Genomic DNA, 19,535 nt, shown 5'->3' on the forward strand with positions numbered 1-19,535 from the left:
ACTACAGGGGCTCTCCATGCATCAACGGCTATTGCTGGCACTGCTGTGCACTGTCTCCCTTGGGCTGGCCGGCTGCGAACGCCAGCAGGCCACGGCCCCTGAAGCACCGCCCGCCCCGCGCTACGATGGCGTGGTGCTGAACGGCACCGTGTACGACGGCAGCGGCGGCCCCGGCCAGGCGCTGGATGTCGCCATCGACGCCGGGCGCATTGTGGCCCTTGGGGACTTCGGCCCCGACGATGGCGGCTTTGTGGTGGACGCCAGCGGCAAGGCGGTGGCCCCGGGCTTTATCAACATGCTGAGCTGGGCGCTGGATTCGCTGATCCACGACGGGCGCAGCCAGGGCGACATCCGCCAGGGCGTGACCCTGGAGGTGTTCGGCGAAGGCGAATCCTGGGGGCCGTGGAACGAGGCCATGAAGGCCGAGGAGGCCGGGCGCCAGGGGGACATCCGCTACGACATCGAGTGGACCAGCCTCGGGGAGTTTCTGGACTACCTGCAAAACCGCGGTGTATCCACCAACATCGCCTCATTCATTGGCGCCACCACCCTGCGCGTTCACGAACTGGGCTACGAAGACCGCGCACCCAGCGCGCAGGAACTGGCGCGCATGCAGGACCTGGTGCGCCAGGGCATGGAGGAAGGCGCCCTGGGCATTGGCTCTTCACTCATCTACGCACCGGCCTACTATGCCAGCACCGAGGAGCTGATCGCCCTCACCTCGGTGGCCGCCGAATACGGCGGCATGTACATCTCCCACCTGCGCAGCGAGGGCAACCGCCTGCTGGAGGCCATCGAAGAGCTGATTACCATCGCCCGGGAATCCGGCGCGCCGGCGGAGATTTACCACTTCAAGCAGAGCGGCGAGTCCAACTGGCTGAAATTCGACGAGGCGGTGGCCATGATCGAGGCGGCCCGGGCCGAGGGCCTGCGCATCAGCGCCGACATGTACACCTACACCGCCGGCTCCACCGGGCTGGATGCGGCCATGCCGCCCTGGGTGCAGGAAGGGGGCTACGCCGCCTGGGCGCAGCGCCTGCAGGACGCGGACATTCGCGCGCGCCTGCAGCAGGAGATGCTCGACCGCAAGGCCGACTGGTCCAACCTGATGCTGGCCGCCGGCGCCGAGGGCACCCTGCTGGTGGGCTTTCGCAACCCTGCGCTGCGCCACTACACCGACAAGACCCTGGCCGAGGTGGCCGCCGAGCGCGGCACCAACGCCCAGCAAACCGCCATGGACCTGGTGATCGAAGACGGCAGCCGGGTGCAGGTGGTGTACTTCCTGATGTCGGAGGACAACGTCAAACGCGGCATTGCCCTGCCCTGGATGAGCTTTGGCTCCGACGCCTATTCCATGGCGCCGGAAGGCGTGTTCCTCAACAGCAGCACCCACCCGCGGGCCTACGGCACCTTCGCCCGCCTGCTGGGCCGCTACGTGCGCGAGGAGCAGGTCATCCCCCTCAGCGAGGCCATTCGCAAGCTTACCTCACTGCCGGCGGGCAACCTCGGCCTGCGCGAGCGCGGGCTGCTGGCGCCGGGCTATCACGCCGATGTCGTGGTTTTTGACCCGGCCACCATTGCCGACCATGCAACCTACGACGACCCCCACCGCTACGCCACCGGCGTCAGCGATGTCATCGTGAACGGGGTGCAGGTACTGGTGGATGGTGAGCATACCGGCGCCACCCCGGGTCAGGTGGTGCGCGGGCCGGGCTGGAGCGGCTGGCCGGAACGCCAGTAGGCAAGATCGGGCGGCCCTCAGCCGCTCACCGCAAGGCTCTCAGCAAGCCCTTAGCAAGCCCTCAACAGGCCCTCAATCAAACACCGCGCGCAGCAATTCGAAGCTGCGCTTGCGATCGTCCAGGTAGTACATGTTGCTCACCACCATGATTTCATCGGCACCGTAGCGCTCGGCCAGGGCCAGCAGCTGGGCGCGCACCTGGGCCGGGGTGCCCACCGCGCGGTTCTGGTTGCGGCTGGCGATAAAGGCCTCTTCCCTGGGGCCGATGGGCCAGGCCAGGGCCTGCTCCGGAGTCAGGGAGTGGCCATCGCTCTGGCCGGTCACAAAGCGGTAAAAGTTAAGGTCGAAGGTAAGCTGCAGGGCCCTGGCCCGGGCCTCGTCGTCGGCGCAGAACACGCTGGTGGTGACAATCGCATAGGGCCCGGCCTGCAGGGCCGACGGGGTAAAATGCGCCTTGTACAGGTGCACCAGTTCCGCCTGGGCCTGGGGGTTGATGAACAGCCCCAGGTTGTAGGGCAGGCCGCGCCGGGCCGCCAGCACCGCGCTGTCGGGGCTGGAGCCCAGCATCCACAGGGGCAGCCCGGGGGGCGGCCGCGGGCTCACCAGGGGCTTGGCATCGGGGTTCCACAGGTAGTTGCTGAGCGCTTCCACCTGCTCGGGGAAGCGTTCGAACTTGGGGCGCCCGTCAGTGGCCAGGGCCACGGCGGTGGACATATCCGCCCCCGGCGCCCGCCCCACGCCCAAGTCGATACGGCCCGGATAGAGATTGGCCAGCAGCGAAAATACCTCGGCGATTTTGTAGGGGCTGTAGTGCGGCAGCATGATGCCGCCAGAGCCCAGCCGGATGCGCGAGGTGGCCGCCCCCAATGCCGCCAGCAGCACCTCCGGGGCGCTGCCCACCACCGAGGGAAAGGCATGGTGTTCCGACACCCAGAAGCGCTCATAGCCGAGCGCCTCGCAGTGGCGCGCCATCGTCAGCGACTCCTGCAGGGCATCTTCCGGCGCATCTGCCGAGCGCGCCAGTGACTGATCCAGTACCGACAGTTTCATTCCAGCTTCCTTGAAAAATCTGTGTTTGGCCCGCGCCCTGGCACCGGGCGGTAACCTGGCCCGAACCTAGCCCAGCCGCGCCTTCAGCAGCAGCTCGGTGCGGCGATCGGGCAACAGTACGCTACGCTCCACACGGAAGCAGGGCAACAGGGCGCCCAGTTCACCCTGGGGATGGGGCTGGTATTCCGGGGGAATGCGCGGGCGCTGTCGCACCCGCAGGTGGCCGCTGTCGGCAATGCCGTAGTAATGGGGCGATGCCTCGGTGCGCGCATTGTGGGGCGCAAAGCAGTGGCCCAGGGTGTCCGGGTGCAGGTGCGGGCGCAGCTGGGACATCAGCGCGGTAATGGCGTCGCGGCTCAGGAAGTTGAGCACGTCCCAGAAAAAACACAGGTCGAACAGCGCGCCCCCCGGCAGGGCCAGGGCACGCTCCAGGCGCTCATCCAGGCTCGGCTCGCCCTCTTCGGCGCGGCGCAGGGGCAGCTCCTCGTACAGGTCGGCAAAATGCAACTTGCAGCGGTAGTCGCTGAAGAAATTCACGGTTTCTGGCAGCGCCGGGCCGATATGAAGCACCGTCAATGGCCAGTCGGCATCGACGTTTTCAAACAGCGCAGGCAGCAGCCGGGACGGCTGGGTGGTTGTCATAGAGTGCAACGGGCTGCCGCGGCAGCCCGCGTGTCCACAGGTGGCGGGTCAGCCGCTTTTCACATCCAGGCCGGGGGCCGAATTGGCCGGCGCCGGTGCGGGTTTGGCGGCGGGGGCGGCGGCCGGGGCCGGCTTGGCCGCGCTCTTTTCGCCCGGGTCCATGTCGATGGAGCCCTTGAACACCGCGCCGTCTTCCAGGGTCATGCGCGGAGCCACAATGTTGCCGCGCACGTGGCCGGTCTTGGCGATGATGACCTTCTCGCCACCGGTGATGTCGCCCGTCACCTGGCCGTTCACAATCACGGTGCGGCCCTTGATGTCGGCCTTGACCTTGCCGGATTCGCCCACGGTGACTTCGTGCGCGGCCAAGTCGATGCTGCCTTCCACAGTGCCGCGAATGACCAGGTCTTCGTCGCCGGAAACCTCGCCCTTGATTTTGATACTCGGTCCAATCACTGCTGCACTCCTCGGGGTGGATAGTTGCTCGTACTGGCTGGGTGAAGGCGCCGGGGTCGCCGGCTCTGGCGCGGCGGCGGGCGCCGGCGCGGGTGCCGGGCGCTCCGGCGTTTTACCCTTGTCTTTATTGCGTTCAAACATCGTGGTCACCACGTTGACTCATTGTGGAGCAGCCATGCTAGCAGCCAGTCAACAAGGGAGCCAGCATTGTGTGAGGGAGATCACAGTTTTCTCCGGATTGCCCGCCGGCGCACCGGGCTGTGATCACCCTGGGGGCAAGGAAGTTAATGGGCGCTATGTTCCGGGGCGTTCCGCTGCCCTGTGGCGTGGCCGGGGCTAGGGCCCGGCCGCCGCCTGCAGGGCCTTGATCAGCTGCCCTTCGTTCTCAATTTCGTCACTCACGCCCTGCAGGTTGCGGCGCGATACCGAGCGCCGGCCGGCGTTGAACACGGCGATGTCGTCGAAAATCGACAGGCTGGTGGTCTCTTCCACCTCGAGCTGGATCACCGGCTCGCCGGTCACGGTGATCACGATCACGGCGTTGATCTGGGCGCCGCCGGCGGTATCCACCGACAGCCCGCCGCCAATGGTCAACAGGCTGCCCTCGGAGCTGACGTCCACCACCGAGCGCCGGCTCAAGGCCAGGCTGCCATCAATGGTCAGGTTGCCGCCGGAGCGCAGTACCAGGGGCGGGTCGGAGGTGGGGCCGTTGAGGGTGAAGTCACCGCCGATGACGATATCGCGGCTGGAGCTCAGCTGGCCGGCGCCGTCCAGGGTCAGGTTGCCAGCCAGCGACAGCAGCAGATCTTCAATACCGGCGTAGCTGAAGCCGTCATCGCCCGTCCCGATGCGCACCCGGGCCGCGTCGTTGCCGGCCAGGGTAATGCCCACATCGCGGCTGGCCCCGCTGCTCTGGTCTAGCGACAGCACATCCAGCCCCGCCAGGCCGTCGATACTGCCCGAGAGCCGGTTGCCACCCAGTTGGAAGGTATCGTTGCCATCGGTGCCCACCAGGTTCTCGATGCTCTCAAAGCCCACCGACGAGAGCAGCTGGCCGGTGGCGTCACGCTGCTGCGCCAGGCCGCTGTTGTCGCCCTCCAGCACATAGGCATTAACCCCCAGCAGGGTGTCGGAATCCACAGCGTCTACCGTGGCCGCGCCGCGAATCACCCCGGACACACGGCCACCGGCAAGGTCAAAGCGATCATCGCCGTCGGTGCCGGTGAGGTTTTCTATCCCGCTGAAGCGCAGCGCATCCGCCGTGCCGCGGTTCAGGCCGTCGAGGCGGTAGTCACTGGCGCCGCTCAGGCTGTCGTTATCGCCGGCGGTGCCCGCCAGGCGCTCGATGTTGCGAAACACCGTGCCATCCGCCGTGCCACTGCGGCCACCTGCGCCGCTGGCCAGGTCCAGTTGATAGGCGCTGAAGTTTTCCAGGGCGTCGCCGTTGCTGCCCTCGCCCAGGGCGTCCATCACCCCCGACAGGCTGCCGTTGTCGCCGCGCACAAAGCGGTCATCGCCATCGGTGCCGGTGAGGTTGGCGATGCGCGAGAAGCGAATGCTGTCATCCGCCAGGCCAGCATCGGCCCCGTCAATCCGGTAGCTGGCGGCGCCGCTCAGGGTGTCCCCCGCCGCGCCGCTGCCTTCCAGCACTTCAATATCCACAAAGCGCGAACCGTCGGCGGTGCCGCTGCGCGGCTCGCCGGCGCTGGCGGCATCCAGGGCAAACTGGCTGTAGTTGGCCAGGCGATCGCCATCGGCCCCCTGCCCCGCCCCATCAATGGTGCCGTCGAGGCGCCCGCCCTGCTCCCGCACAAAGCTATCGTCGCCGCTGGTGCCGGTCAGGTTCTCGATGCCGATGAAGCGAATGAGGGCCGCCACGGTGCCGCTGTTTTCACCGCTGATGACATAGTCGCGCCCGCCCACCAGGCGGTCGCCGGCGCCGTCGGTGCCGGTGAGTACCTCGATGCCGGTAAAGGCCATGCCATCGGCACGGCCGCTGCCACCCTGCCCGCCATCGGCCAGTTCAAACAGGCTGAAGTTTTCCAGGCGGTCGCCGTCACTGCCTGCCCCGTCAATGCTGCCCGACAGGGAGCCACCGGCGGCCACAAAGCGGTCGGCGCCCGCGGTGCCCAGCAGGTTGGCGATCTGGCGGAAGCGGAAGTCATCGGCAATGCCGCCGTCGCGTTCGGTGAGTTGCACATCGCTCACCCCTTCCAGCACATCGCCGGCGCCGCCGGTGCCGGTCAGGCTTTCGATGCCGGCAAAACCGATGCCGTCGGCGGTGCCGGCGCCCGCGCCGCCCACCACAAAGCGGGAGAAGCCAATGAGGTGATCGCCGCTGCCCCCCAGGCCGTCGATGGTGCCGCTCAGCGAGCCGCCCCGGCGGGTAAAGGTATCGTCGCCGGCACTGCCGTGGAGGTTTTCCACATTGAGGAACACCTGGCCGTCGGCGGTGCCCGCGTTTTGCCCCAGCAGCACGTAGGTCGAGGCGCCAATGAGGGTGTCGTTGCCCTCGCCGCCGTCAAGCTCCACTACGCCGCCAAAGTTCAGGGCGTTGAAGGTGCTCACCTGTATCAGGTCGTCTTCCTTGCTGAACTGTTCCTGCTGGGCGCTGCCGGTCAGGTCGCCGGTGGACAGCACCTGCTCCACGCCCCCCACGCGAACCCCGCCGCCGGTAATGAAGTCGCCCGAGCCCAGGGTGACCCCGGCGCCCTGGTTTTGCAGGGTGTCTACCCCGCCGTTGCCCAGGATCTGGGTCACGCCGAGGAAAGTGTTGCCGGCCTGGGTATCCACCGTCAGCGATGTGCCGCTCAGGGTGAAGGTTTCGCCAACGCCGCTGCCCGACACCGCCCCGGTGCCGTTGATGGTGCCGATATTGCTGACCGCCAGGCCCCCACCGCCGATGGTAAAGCCGCTGGCCTGCAGTTGTACCCCGGCGCCGTTCAGGCTCAGGCTCTCGTTGCCGTTGCCGCTCAACAGGCTCACGCCGCTGAAGGTAACCGACGGTGCCGGTGTCACCAGGCGCACGCCATCGTTGCCCACCAGGTCGAAGGTGGCGGCAATGCCGCTGGCGCTGAGGCGGCCGGTGCGGCTCACCGTTTCCACGTTGCGCACTTCGGTGGCGCCGTTGACGCGCAAGGTTGCCGGCGCGGTGATATCGACGCTGTTGCCGCTGCCGGGGGCAAGGGTCAGGCTGTCGCTGCCGCCGGCGGCGTCGATCAAGCCGCTGAGGCTGCCGCCGGCAAGAAATTCAAAACTGTCGCCGGCGGCGGAGCCGGTCAGGTTCTCGATACCGCTGAAACTACCGCCATCGACACTGCCCGCGTTCGCCCCGCTGATGCGGTAGGTGCTGCCGCCAATGATGGCATCGGTGCCGCCCAGGCCGTCGATCAGCCCGTCGACGCTGCCCCCGGCCAGGGTGAAGGTATCGTTGCCTGCGGTACCGCGAAGGTTCTCAATCGCGCTGAAAACAAAGCCGTCCGCCGTGCCGCTGTTGCTGCCGTTGACGCTGACAGTGGCCGCCCCCTGCAGGGTGTCGCTGCCGCCGCGGCCATCGATGGCGCCGGCAAGGGAACCACCTTCCAGGGAGAACAGGTCGTTGCCGGCGGAGCCGATCACCGTTTCGATGCCGCTGAATAACCCGCCATCGGCGGTGCCGCTGTTGGCACCGGTAATGCGGTACACGCTGGCCCCCAGCAGTTGATCGGCGCCTGCGCCGCCGCCGATGCTGCCGCTGACGCCAAAGCCCGCCAGGTCAAAGCCGTCGTTGCCGCTGGAACCCAGCAGGTTTTCAAAGCCGCTGTAGATCACCGGGCCGCCGTTGATACGGGTGCTGTTGTTGGCGGTCTGGACAAAGCTGGAAGCCCCGGCCACGGTGAGGGTGTCGTTGGCAGCCTCGGCCTGCACAATGTCGATGTTCAGCCCGTCCATGCCGGCGGTATATGTCACCGTGGCGGTAAAGCGGATGGTGTCGGCATCGCCGCTCACGCCATCCACCACGCCACTCAGCCTGTCGCTGGTCAGGAAGGTAAAGGTATCGTTGCCGGTGGTGCCGCTGAGGTTTTCCACATTCTCAAAGCCAGCGCCCAGCAAGTTGGCGGTGCCGCGATTGACACCGGTAATTTCATAGACGCTGCCACCAGCCAGGGTGTCGTCACCGAGCAAACCATCAATCAAGCCGCTCAGGCTGCCCCCCGCCAGGAAGGTAAAGAGATCATCGCCAGGGGTACCCGTGATGCTTTCCATCTCGCTGAAGACGATGCTGCCGTCCGTGCCCGCGTTGGCGGCGGACACAGTGACGTCGGACACCCCCGCCAGGGTATCGGTGCCGGCCAGGCCCACCAGGTTGCCGGTGAATGAACCGCCCTGCAGGGTAAAGGTGTCATCGCCGGCGCTACCGTGCAGGTTCTCGATATCCGTGAACGCGCCGACGCTGCTGCTGCCGCCGTTGGCACTGGTAATGGTGTAGCTGTTGGCGCCGGCCAGGGTATCGTTGCCCGCCAGGCCGGCCACGGTGCCGCTGATGCTGCCACCCGGCGCGAAGGTAAAGACGTTATCGCCCGCGGTGCCTTGCAGGTTGGCAATGCCCATAAAGGCCGTGGTGAGCCCGCCGGCCTGCACGGTGCCGGTATTCGCGCCGGTGACATTGGCGCCAGCCACCCCCTGCAGGGTGTCAGTGCCGCCACCACCATCCACCTGGCCGGTAACGCCGGCCGCGGAAAGATCGAAGCTGTCGTTGCCGCTGGAGCCGAGCAGATTCTCAAAACCCCGATAAATCACTGGCGATCCGCTGATTTCGGTTTGACCGGGCGCGCTCTGTACAAAGCTGGAAGCGCCGGTCACCGTCAGGGTGTCGCCGCTGCCGTTGGCTTCGACAATGTCGATGTTCTGCCCGGTTTGGCCGGCGGTGTAGAGGATGGTTGCCGCAAAGCGAATGGTGTCGTCGGTGCCGCTCACCCCGTCGATGGTACCTGCCAGGGCCCCAGCCACCAGGAAGTTGAACACGTCATTGCCGGTGGTGCCGGTGAGGTTCTCCACCCCGGTGAAGTCGATGCCGTTGGCCTGCCCCTGGTTTTCGTCGGTGATGTCATAGGCAGACAGACCCGCTATTTCATCACTGCCGTCACCGCCATTAATAGGCCCGGTGAGCGTGCCGCCGGCAAAGGTGAAGGTGTCATTCTCACCCAGGCCGGCCACCGCGCCAGACAGGGTGCCGCCGCTAAAGGTGAAGGTATCGGGGTTGTCGGTGCCGGTGAGGTTCTCGATATTGCTGAAGCCAGCGGCGCCCAGGGTGTCGGCCGTGCCGCTGTTGTCGGCACTGACCACATAGGTTGAGGCGCCAATCATCGTATCGCTATCGGCACCGCCGTCGATCGCCCCACTCAGGGTGCCGCCAGCAAAGGTGAAGGTATCCACCCCGCTGCTGCCAGTGAGGTTTTCAATGTTGCTGAAGGTGGTTTCAACCGTCTGGCCGCTATTGGCCACACCTGCATCGGCGTTGTTGATAGTGTAGGCCGTGGAGCCCAGCACTGTGTCGCTGTCACCGGTGCCAGCCCCGTCAATCGAGCCCGACAGGGTGCCACCGGCAAAGGTAAAGGTATCGTCAGCGGCGGTGCCCACCAGGCTTTCTATGTTGCTGAAGGCGACCGCATTGGCCATGCCGGGGTTGGCCGTGCCGGCATTGGCGCCGCTGATTTCGTAGGCGCTGGCGCCAAGCAGGGTGTCGTTGTCGGCAACACCGCCGCCATCGATGCCTACCGAAACGCTGCCTGCGGTGATATCGAAGGTATCCGAGGCCACCGAGCCCTGCAGTTGGCCAAAGCCGTTGTAGCGAATGCCGCCATTGCCATTCACCTCCACCACCGCTTCATCCACGCCAACCAGTTCAAAGCTGGCCGCCGTGGCGGCGGCGAGGGTGCCGCCGCCGTTGGCGATCACCGTATCCACCGCTATCGCATCCACACCGGCGGTGTGTGTCACCGGGCCGGCGTAGGTCACGGTATCATCGCCGCCCGCGCCGCCATTCACCTGGCCATTGCTCAGGCTGCCAGTGGCGGTAAAGGCAAAAGTGTCGTCGCCAGCGGTGCCGGTGAGGTTTTCGACGCTGCTGAATGCCGTTTCAACAGTCTGGCCGCTGTTTGCTACGCCCTCATCGGTGCCATCGATCAGGTAGGACGCCGAGCCCTCGATGGTGTCGCTGCCCCCTGCGCCGTCGATGGTCCCCGACAGGGTGCCACCGGCAAAGGTGAAGGTATCCGCACCACTGCTGCCGGTGAGGTTTTCGATGCCGGAAAAATCAGCGGCGCCTACCGTGCCGCTATCGGTACCGGTAAGGGTGTAGGCCGTTGCGCCCTGCAAGGTATCGCCATCATTCACCCCGCCACCGTCAATCGCCCCGGAGAGGCTGCCGCCCACCAGGCTGAAGGTGTCCGCACCCGCGGTGCCGGTGAGGTTCTCGATGTTGCTGAAGGTGGTTTCAACCGCCTGGCCGCTATTGGCCACACCGGCGTCGGCGCCGTTGATGGCGTAGGCCGTGGAGCCCAGCACCGTGTCGCTGTCACCGGTGCCGGCCCCGTCAATCGAGCCCGACAGGGTGCCGCCGGCAAAGGTAAAGGTATCGTCAGCGGCCGTGCCCACCAGGCTTTCTATATTGCTGAAGGCGACCGCATTGGCCATGCCCGGGTTGGCCGTGCCGGCATTGGCGCCGCTGATTTCGTAGGCGCTGGCGCCAAGCAGGGTGTCGTTGTCGGCAACACCGCCGCCATCGATGCCTACCGAAACGCTGCCTGCGGTGATATCGAAGGTATCCGAGGCCGCCGAGCCCTGCAGTTGGCCAAAGCCGTTGTAGCGAATGCCGCCATTGCCATTTACCTCAACCACCGCCTCATCCGCGCCAACCAGTTCAAAGCTGGCCGCCGTGGCGGCGGTGAGGGTGCCGCCGCCGTTGGCGATGACGGTATCCACCGCTATCGCATCCACGCCGGCGGTGTGTGTCACCGGGCCGGCGTAGGTCACGGTATCATCGCCGCCCGCGCCGCCATTCACCTGGCCATTGCTAAAGCTGCCAGCGGCGGTAAAGGCAAAGGTGTCATCGTCAGCGGTGCCGGTGAGGTTTTCGACGTTGCTGAATGCCGTTTCAACAGTCTGACCGCTGTTTGCTACGCCCTCATCGGTGCCATCGATCAGGTAGGACGCCGAGCCCTCGATGGTGTCGCTGCCGCCAGCGCCGTCTATCGTGCCGCTCAGGGAGCCGCCAGCAACGGTGAAGGTGTCATCCCCGGCGGTACCCACCAGGTTTTCAATGCCGCTGAAGCTGATGTCGCTGAAGTTCTGGCCGTTGGCGGTGCCGGCATCAGCCGCGGATAGGGTGACGGCGCTCGCCCCCTGCAGGGTGTCACCCGCCGAGCCACCGCTGACGGAAACGCTGGCGGTGGTGAAAGTGGCCGTGCCGATATCCAGCACGCCGTTGGCGGACTGGCCGATGTTCAGTACCAGGCTACCGTCGTTGAAGGTCGCCGCGCCCAGCGAGATGTCTTCCCCGGCGGTGAGGGTGAGGGTCTGGCTGGCCAGCTCGATCTCGACGCTGTCATTCACGGTGATGTCGGGCGTGGCGCCATCCGTTGATGCGCTGGTGGTCACTTCCAAGTCGCCGGTGCCCAACTGCGCGTTGATCCAGCCGTCGTTGATGATGTTGAAGTCGGGCGCCGGGGCGGTGTCGGCACCGTCCACAATGGCGACTGAGCCCGGGTCCAGCAGGAGTTTGCCTGCGTCCCCCGCCGTCGCGCTCAAATCCGCGTGGCCGGAAATCTGCAAATACTGCTTGCCGGACACCTCGGCGAAGCCACCGTTGCCGGCTGCGCTGCCACCCCGCGCCTGGATGTCGCCGGCAAAGGTGGTGGCGCCATCGGCCCACACAATCACCCGGCCGCCATCGCCATTCACGCCGGCATCGGCCTTCAGCAGTGCGCCGGCATCCACCCGGGTATCGGTGGCGTTCTGGATCTGCGCATTGTCGCCGCGCTCAGCGCTTTCGTGATGGTAGGCACCTCCGCGATGGTCAGCACCTCCGCGATAATCACCACCGATGAGAATTTCACCGCCATCACCCGCACCGCCGCTGGCGTCGATAACACTGCCGCCTGCAAGGTGCACGGTATCGCCCAGCACGTGGACGCTGCCCGCGGCCTGGGTGCCAAAACCCTGGGCCTCGATAATGCCGCTGTTGTTCACGGCGCTGTCGAACAGGCCCCGGGATACGTTGGCCTCCAGCAGCACACGGCCGCCGGGGGCGGAAAGCGCGCCGCTGTTCTGGACACTGGCCTTGCGATCAAGGAGGTTATCGACCACCTCTTCACTGACCTTGACGCCGAGAAAGCCCTCCTGGTCAAAGGTGAGGAAGGCTTCGCGGCCGCTGACCAGGTTGATATAACCCAGCTGGGCGGTAATAAGGCCCTCGTTGCGCACCTGCTCCCCCAGCAGGGTCACGCCGCTGGCGGCATTGATGATGCCGCTGTTCACGACAACGCCTTCTTGGCCTTCTCGGCCTTCCACGCCCTCCCCGCCTTCACCCGCCAGCGTGCGCAGCATCCACTCGCCGTTGAGGAAGTCGTCCTTGTCCAGCCACAGAGTGCTGGCGGTCATGGCGCCCACGTTGACCTTGGCGTTCTCGCCGAAAATCACCCCCCGGGGGTTGATGAGCAGCACATGGCCGTTGGCGTTGATGCGCCCCTGTATCTGGCTGGGGCCGTTTTGCAGGATCTGGTTGAGGACCACCGACGAACTGTGGGGCTGCAGGAAATCGACGGATTCGTGGCGGTCGATGTTGAAGCTGTCCCACTGGATGCTGAGCAAGTGGCTAAGCTGTTCCACCCGGGTGTTGTGCCCGGCGCTGCTGATGGCGCCGCTGCCGCCGGTGATGCGCCCGCCTTCGGGACCGGCCACAGCCGGTGCGGTGCGCAGGCCATAACTGGCCGTGGCCACCGCCAGGCACAGGGGCAGCAGGCGCCAGCGGCGCGGAAGGGTTGGCAGCTTGCTGGATGTCATGGTCGTTTTCATCGTTGGCCCCGGCGCTCAGAACACGGCGTAGCGCAGCGTAAACAGGAAGCGGTAATCATCGTCGGACAGCTCGCCAGAAAAGTCGTCGCTGGTCTGTTCGCCTCCGGCGAAGGCCAGGCTGGTTTCCACGCTCAGCCGGTTGCGCCAGCTGTAATCCAGCGCCAGGCCGTAACCCCACAGGGTGGCGCTGCTGGCGTCGGCATTGCCCACCCCGTTGGCCTCGCCGTAGCCCCCTTCCACAAAGGGGCCAAATTTGAGCGAATGCCTGCCGCCGTCCAGCCCCAGCCAGGCGGCGGCAATATCCACCTGCCACTGCAGGCTGGCGTAGGCCAGTGAATCGGCGGTGAAGTCGGCGGTATCGTAGGCGCGCACGCCGTAGGGGCCGCCAAGGGGTGTTTGCTCAAAGGATGGCAGCACATCCTCACTGTAGGTGCCGGTCAGGCGCAGGCCCAGGTGGCTGCGGTTGGCGTTGATACCCAAGGGCATCAACATAGAGGTGTCGCTGTTCAGCAGCAGGCGGGTGTAGTTGCCGCCAAGGCGCAAATCGAAGGGCTCCTCCCGTTCGCCGTACAGCAGCGAGGCCTGCCAGCCGGTGATCGCGCGCAGCTGGCGCTGCAGGAAGTCGCCGCTGGCGAGCAGCTCGGCGCCCTGCACCTCTACGGTCTGCTCGCTCACGGTGACGTTGCCATCCAGCGGCAGAGACACGCCCAGTTCCGAGCGCTTCTGGTAGCCCTGCAGCCCCACCTCCATGTTGACCTCGCGGCTGCGCAGCCACTTGTAGTTGTAACCGGCAAAGGCGCTGGTCACATCCCCCACGATAAGCACCCGGGTGCCGGTGCGGGCGTCGATGGATTCGTAATTGTGGCTGTTCCAGGCGGCGGTGAGTTCGTGGCGGGTGCCAAACAGCGGTACCCGGTAGTTGACGAAGCCATAGGTGGAGTTGGACGGCTCGGTGGATTGCAGCACCCCCAGGTTCAGCTCATCACCCAGCCCCAGGGGGCCGAGCCAGTCGGCCAGCGCCAGGTAGCGCTGCTCACCGGTAAACTCCGAGCCGTAGTTATCCGCCACCAAGCTGAACTGGAAGCGCCGCTCGCGCACATCCAGCACCAGGCGGGTTTCCCCCGCCCTCTCCCCGGGCTCAAAGAGGCCGGACTCAATGGTCACCCCCGGCAGGTCGTTCACGCTGAAATAGGCGGCGTAGATATCCCGGGTGACCTCCTGGCCGATGTAGGCGCGGAAGGGGTTGAGGATGACATCCGGCGAGTAGTAGAGATCCTCCACGTTGCGCAGCACCACATCACCGAGCACACCGAAGGATACTTTCAATTCCACCTCGCCGGTGGCGCGGCGAAACTCTTGCTGCGGCACATACACGTTGGCCAGAAAGAAACCCTGCTGGCGATACCAGGCCTGCAGGTCATCGGCCACCTGCTTGAGCTCTTCAAAATTCACCCCGAGGGGGCGGCGCACCCGGTCCAGCTGCGCCATCAGCGGCAGCTGCATATCCGGCGCCAACTGGCTGCCGCCCACGCTGTCGGTGTACAGGGTGCCAAGGGCGTCCACCACGCTCAGCAGATCAATGGCCGGGATGCCGGTGGCGCTGCCTGGCGCAAAGCCCATGGCCTTGCGGCGGCGCTCTTCCAGCAGGGCGTCCTGGCCTGTGGTGTCGAGGGTGCTGGTGTCAAGGGTGCTGGCGGCGCTGGTGTCACTGTCGCCGCTGCCCGTAAGGCGCAGGTGGTTGACCCACACGGTCTGGGCGCTGGCCTCCAGCGAGCAGGAGTCCGGGTCTTCCACCACATCAATCACCACCGCCGCGGGCAGGGCCTGGTGCTCGCCCCGGGCGCTTGCCGACAGGCATTCGCCAGTCTCCCGCGCGCGCTCGGTAAAGCGCCGGGCCAGGTAATGGCCCAAGCTGAAACCGATGCTGTTCAGGTAGTCATCGGCGGCGCCGGTGGCCGGCAGTTCATCGTCCAGCAGGTTGAAGTACAGGTTGAACAGCTGGTCGAGCTGGGCGCTGTTGAGCTGCACGGCGCGCAGCGATACCGGCGCGCCAATATCCAGCTCGGGGAACAACAGGTACAGATACTCCGCCAGCGGCGCCAGGTCGGCTTCGCTGAAGCGGCGCTCGATGCCCTGCAGGGCCTGGGCGTCGCTGTGGGCGGCTTCCAGCAGTGCGTTGACGGCATCGGCCTGTTCAGCGGCCGCCTGGTCTGTAAACACCTCCAGCGGTATTCGCTCGCCCAGCCATTCCGTCTGGCTCGCCAGAAACGGCTGCGACGCCGCGGCGCCGGCGGGCAACCATGCCAGGGCAAGCGCGGCGGCCAGCGCCCGGGTTGTGCTACCCGGCTTACAGCGTCCTTGCTGTATACGGTGTTTGCTCATGGTTCAGCCTGGTAACAAAGGGCGTTCACAAGGGGCTTGGCGTTCATTTATTGCAGCGTTCTCACAACGCGCAGGCCGGTCACTTCGTCACCTTCGGGGCCGGCATCGGCCACGGTGGCCAGCGTACAGTCATCCATCGGGTCAAGCCGCGAGCCGCCCACAGCGCGCACGCCACCGGCGTCGCGCACCAGTTCGCGCGCGTTGCCCACGTAGTTCACCAGACCCCAGGCGTTACTGCGGCCGGTATCGGCGGGCAGCAGCACCCGGCCCTTGACGATGCCGCGGGAATCCAGATAGCAGTTGCGGCCGGTGTCCAGCTCGGCCTGTTCGCTGGTGGCGGCGCGGCGCCACTGCTCTATGTCCGGCAGCTGGTAATGGAAGCCGGTGGATTCGCTCAGCCAGTTCAGATAACCCTCCAGCTCGCTCACCGGCCGGCCGGTGACCGGCAGCAGCGGGTCGGCCCCGGAGGGGCTGCAAGCGCCAGTGCTTTCGCAGTACTGGTTGAATTCGCCAACGGTGATTTCGTATTTGCCAATGGCATAGGCACCCGCCGCCTGGGCCCCCGGCACCATTACCAGCACCGGCCCCTTGAGGTCGGAGCCGAACAGGCGGTCCTGGCAGGTGTAGCGCTCGCCCCGGCCGGCGAAGGAATCCTTGCAGTTGTTCCAGGGCGTAATCGGCAGGGTGGCCAGGCGCGCGGCGTGGGCCGGGAAGGCCTGCCCGGCCTGCGCCAGCACGGTTCTGGCCGCGGCAGGGTCGGAAAAGCCATACAGCTGGATGCACTCGCCGAGCCTGTCCACATAGCCTTGCTGCAGGCTGGCTACCCGCTCGGGGAAGTCTGCCCCAAAGCGCTGGCGCTGGCTTTGCAGCAGCGCTGCCAAGGCCGGTATGTCGTAACTGAAGGTGCCACCGCGGCCGGTGCGGTCCAGGGTGTTGGCGCACTTGCCGAGGTCGGCACTGATCGCCTCGTCGGCGCTCACCAGCTCCAGCTCCAGCGCCGCCAGGCGGCGGGCGCGCTCGGCCTCGGCCGCTTCCCGGGCCAGGGCGGCGTTGGCAGCGCGGTAGGCTGCCTCGGCGTCTTCCAGGCCCTGGCGGGTGTCGCGCAGGCGCGGCGCCTGGGCGTAGAGCGCCTCGGCCTGGCTGATGCTGGAACGGGCGCTGACGAAGCGCTCCTGTTCATACTCCCTGCGGGCAAACTCAAGGTAGCTGTCGGCCACCTGGTGCTGGTAGTTATCCAGCCAGCTCTGCAGGTTGACGGCGGCCTTGTCGCGCCGGGCCTGCTCGGCCTCGCGCATGGTGTCCACAATGGCGGGGTCGGTTATCGCCTGGGTTTGCAGCAGCGGCTGCCAGGGCTCGGTGCTGTAAATGGCGGCCAGCGAGGCCTGCTGGCGGTCGGTCTGTTGCTGCCAGGCTTCAGAGCCGTCAAAGGCAAAACGCCGCTGGTCCAGGGCGTTTTTCATTTCCTCCACCCGGGCCTGCAGGCTGCGGAAGTTGCCATCGAGCTGGGCCTGAACACCCTTGGCGGCTTCCAGCGCCCTGGAGCGCGCCGACAGCTGGGCCTCGCGAGCCTGGATTTCGGCCTTGCGCGCCTCTTCCCCGAGTTTGGAATCCAGCCCCTGCCACACGCCAATGCCGCCAATCACCACGGCGATGGCGGCGGTGGCGGCAAAGCCCCAGGCCCAGGGGTGGGCCACCGGGGCAAAGCGGTCGAGAAAGTCATCAACGCTGTCGAAGCGGTCTTCCCGGTGCAGGGCAATGGCGCGCTTGAGCGCCCGCCATTTGCGCAGCGGCAGCTTGGCCGGGCGCACCGGCACCAGGCCCTTGTTCTTGACCTCGTGGGCCGGCATTTTGTTGTAGGGATGCTTGCCGGTCAGCAACTGGTAGGCAATGCAGCCAAGGGCGTAAAGATCGTCGCGGGCCTCCGGTTCCATGCCGGCCAGCATTTCCAGGCTGGCGTAGGCCGGCGTCAGTGCGCCCAGGGAGCCCGGGTCGAAGATGGTTTTGTCGTCTTCGGAGATGTCGGTTTCGGCATGGGTGACCGCCCGGGCAATCCCGAAGTCCAGCACCTTGACCCTGTCCTTGCCGGTCAGGAACACGTTGCCGGGTTTGAAGTCCGCGTGAATGATGCGGTTGGCGTGGGCGTGCGACAGGGCCGCGCCCATCTCCCGGGTGTAGCGCATCACATCGTCAAGGGGGATGCCGCCGGGGTGGTTCTCGATGTACTCGGTGAAGGGGTGGCCCTGCAGCAGCTCCATGGTCATGAAGACCGAGTCGCCGTCGCGGTCAAAGTCGAACACCTGCACGATATTCGGGTGCGCCAGGGTCTGGGATTTGCGCGCTTCGCGCTGCAGCGACACGAAGGCGTCGGGGTGCTCGCGGAAGTCCTCGTTCAGCAGCTTCACCGCCACCCACGGGTCGCGGTCGCGAGCCTCGACCTTGCGCAAATCCTGCGCCTTGTACACAGAGCCCATGCCGCCAACGCCCAGCAGCTGCTTGAGCACGAAGCGGTCCTTGATAACCGTCTCGCCCCGGGCGCGAATGGCCTTCACATCCAGCAGCTCGCTGGAGGCCTTGAGGTGGGTGGGCTCACCGGAGGACTGCTGGCGGATGGCGTCCAGCTCGCTGACGCTGACCATGACGGTCTCGCCGCTCTGCAGCACGGTGGCGTCGGAGGCGGTCTTCTCCCCCGCTACGGGCACGATAACCTGGGTAACATCGCTGGCCACCATGGTGCGGTCGTCACCTTCGCCCAGTTGCACGCGGGTTGCATCGTCCGCCGGCGGCATGCGCCGGGTGGGGTCGGTGCCGGCCGGCGCCGCCCCATCGTCCGCTGGCATGATGCGGGTCTTGTCGTCCGTATCGCCGCTATCCCCGGTGGGGTCGGCGGGCGATGGGTGGTCAGAGTGTTTTGTTGGCATAAAGGTGCGCACTCACCTCAATACAACAGCGCGGCCGCGGCAACAGTGCCGGCAGCTCGCCCTGTCAGGCCCTAGGAAGCATGTTTTTGGCGTTCTTTTTTCAGCTTGCGGAGGTTTTCGCTATAGGCTGCTGAAAACTCCCTCAGGAAGGCCTCGTGCACGCTGTCCGCCCCGTTGGCGGCAATGGCACCGTAGAGGTTGGTGTAGTCTTCCCAGAGTTTGCCCTTGCCGGAGAACAGCTTCCCCGCCCCCTTTTTTGCCGACGGCAGCCGCGCTTCAACCGCACTGGGCTCGAAGCGCGCCACCACCTGCTGGTAAACCTGCAAGGTGGCAGCCATCATCGCCACCTGGTGATCGCCAATGTCGTGGAAGGCCTCTACCAGCGCCTGTTCCGGCGGCATGTAGGCATCGCCGGATTTGGCGAACATGCGCTCAATGGCATCGTCCGCGGTGGCGGACACCTTGAGCGCGTTGTTGTCTGAACGCTGGATAACGGTGTTATCCATCTTGAGCTGCTGCTTCACCTGGCGCCGGGCCGACAGCACCTCCATCACATTGCCGATGCAGGTGCGCAGCAGCGCGGTCACCTCGTCGGGCAGGCTATGCAGGCGCGACTCGCTCATGCCGTGCAGGCCAAGGCGCAGCGCCAGCTCCACCGCCATGTCATCGTCCGCCACTGCGGTGTGGTGGTTCTGTTCCAGGGGAATCACGTCTGCCTCGGGCTTGGGCGCCGCCGGCTCTGAACTGGCCTCGCCCCCTTGCGACACTTCGAACAGCAGCAGGTACTCACCCACCCGCAGCTCGGTCACCGCGCCCAGCTCGGCGGCATTGCCCACCCCGAGGGGGGCCACATCGCCATCGAGGTACAGGCCGTTGGTGCTCTGGTCGTACACCGTGAAGCGGCCGCCGCTGAACTCCACCAGGCCGTGGCGCGACGATACAAAACTGAGGGGGTCGGGAAGTACCACGTCATTGGACTGGGCGCGGCCGAAGGTCAGCCCCCTGTCCACAAAGCTGAACCGCTCCCCCACCATCTGGTGACACCCCGCGGGTGCCCGCACGATTTTTATACTTAGCTGCATATTCCTTGCCGGCCCCTCTTTGGTTGTAGCAACAGAAGGCGCCTTTTGATGTGTCCCCGTGGGCTCCGATACTAACCCAGCACCCGTGAAGATAACAGCGGGCATCGGGCTTTCAGGACATTGATTCCGCACGGTTTTTATAGTTCAAAATGGAATAACAGGCCGCTTGTACTGCACTGGCTTGCACATTTACCTGCGCCTTCCCCTGCC

At 66.0% G+C, this 19,535-nt stretch carries 8 protein-coding genes; 1 reads left to right on the plus strand and 7 read right to left on the minus strand.

Annotation, left to right across the window (positions count from 1 at the left end):
• The first annotated feature begins 16 nt into the window (after window positions 1–16).
• The gene (locus tag DDZ17_RS03170; RefSeq protein WP_116364474.1) at window positions 17–1,741 is read left to right on the plus strand and encodes an N-acyl-D-amino-acid deacylase family protein; all 1,725 of its coding nucleotides are present in this window, start codon (window positions 17–19) and stop codon (window positions 1,739–1,741) included.
• Between the two features lie 72 nt (window positions 1,742–1,813).
• Here the strand turns inward: DDZ17_RS03170 and DDZ17_RS03175 are convergent, their stop codons facing one another.
• The 7 genes from DDZ17_RS03175 to tagH all read right to left on the minus strand — a co-directional run bounded on the left by DDZ17_RS03175 (window position 1,814) and on the right by tagH (window position 19,304).
• A complete protein-coding gene (locus tag DDZ17_RS03175; protein WP_116364475.1) occupies window positions 1,814–2,791 on the minus strand; it encodes an LLM class flavin-dependent oxidoreductase in 978 nt (325 codons plus the stop codon).
• Window positions 2,792–2,857: 66 nt separating this feature from the next.
• Window positions 2,858–3,433 carry a hypothetical protein gene (locus tag DDZ17_RS03180; protein ID WP_116364476.1) on the minus strand — a complete coding sequence of 192 codons (576 nt, stop codon included), beginning with the start codon at window positions 3,431–3,433 and terminating at the stop codon, window positions 2,858–2,860.
• 48 nt (window positions 3,434–3,481) lie between these two features.
• The gene (locus DDZ17_RS03185; protein ID WP_206613422.1) at window positions 3,482–4,030 is read right to left on the minus strand and encodes a bactofilin family protein; all 549 of its coding nucleotides are present in this window, start codon (window positions 4,028–4,030) and stop codon (window positions 3,482–3,484) included.
• A 195-nt stretch (window positions 4,031–4,225) separates the two neighbouring features.
• Window positions 4,226–12,931, minus strand: a complete 8,706-nt coding sequence (locus DDZ17_RS03190) for a filamentous hemagglutinin N-terminal domain-containing protein (RefSeq protein ID WP_157976415.1) — start codon at window positions 12,929–12,931, stop codon at window positions 4,226–4,228.
• A 27-nt stretch (window positions 12,932–12,958) separates the two neighbouring features.
• Window positions 12,959–15,325: a ShlB/FhaC/HecB family hemolysin secretion/activation protein gene (locus DDZ17_RS03195; protein ID WP_116364479.1), complete on the minus strand. Its 2,367-nt coding sequence runs from the start codon at window positions 15,323–15,325 to the stop codon at window positions 12,959–12,961.
• A 47-nt stretch (window positions 15,326–15,372) separates the two neighbouring features.
• Window positions 15,373–18,243, minus strand: coding sequence for a bifunctional serine/threonine-protein kinase/formylglycine-generating enzyme family protein (locus DDZ17_RS03200; protein ID WP_157976416.1), 2,871 nt, complete (start codon window positions 18,241–18,243; stop codon window positions 15,373–15,375).
• 71 nt (window positions 18,244–18,314) lie between these two features.
• Window positions 18,315–19,304: a type VI secretion system-associated FHA domain protein TagH gene (gene tagH / locus DDZ17_RS03205; protein ID WP_170150139.1), complete on the minus strand. Its 990-nt coding sequence runs from the start codon at window positions 19,302–19,304 to the stop codon at window positions 18,315–18,317.
• Between the last annotated feature and the right edge of the window lie 231 nt (window positions 19,305–19,535).

Source organism: Parahaliea mediterranea (assembly GCF_003402235.1).
Lineage (GTDB): Bacteria > Pseudomonadota > Gammaproteobacteria > Pseudomonadales > Halieaceae > Parahaliea > Parahaliea mediterranea.

Excerpts from the sequence above, each read along its gene's own strand:
- DDZ17_RS03170 (WP_116364474.1), top strand. The coding sequence starts at position 17 with ATGCATCAACGGCTATTGCTGGCACTGCTGTGCACTGTCTCCCTTGGG.
- DDZ17_RS03175 (WP_116364475.1), bottom strand. The coding sequence starts at position 2,791 with ATGAAACTGTCGGTACTGGATCAGTCACTGGCGCGCTCGGCAGATGCG.
- DDZ17_RS03180 (WP_116364476.1), bottom strand. The coding sequence starts at position 3,433 with ATGACAACCACCCAGCCGTCCCGGCTGCTGCCTGCGCTGTTTGAAAAC.
- DDZ17_RS03185 (WP_206613422.1), bottom strand. The coding sequence starts at position 4,030 with ATGTTTGAACGCAATAAAGACAAGGGTAAAACGCCGGAGCGCCCGGCA.
- DDZ17_RS03190 (WP_157976415.1), bottom strand. The coding sequence starts at position 12,931 with ATGACATCCAGCAAGCTGCCAACCCTTCCGCGCCGCTGGCGCCTGCTG.
- DDZ17_RS03195 (WP_116364479.1), bottom strand. The coding sequence starts at position 15,325 with ATGAGCAAACACCGTATACAGCAAGGACGCTGTAAGCCGGGTAGCACA.
- DDZ17_RS03200 (WP_157976416.1), bottom strand. The coding sequence starts at position 18,243 with ATGCCAACAAAACACTCTGACCACCCATCGCCCGCCGACCCCACCGGG.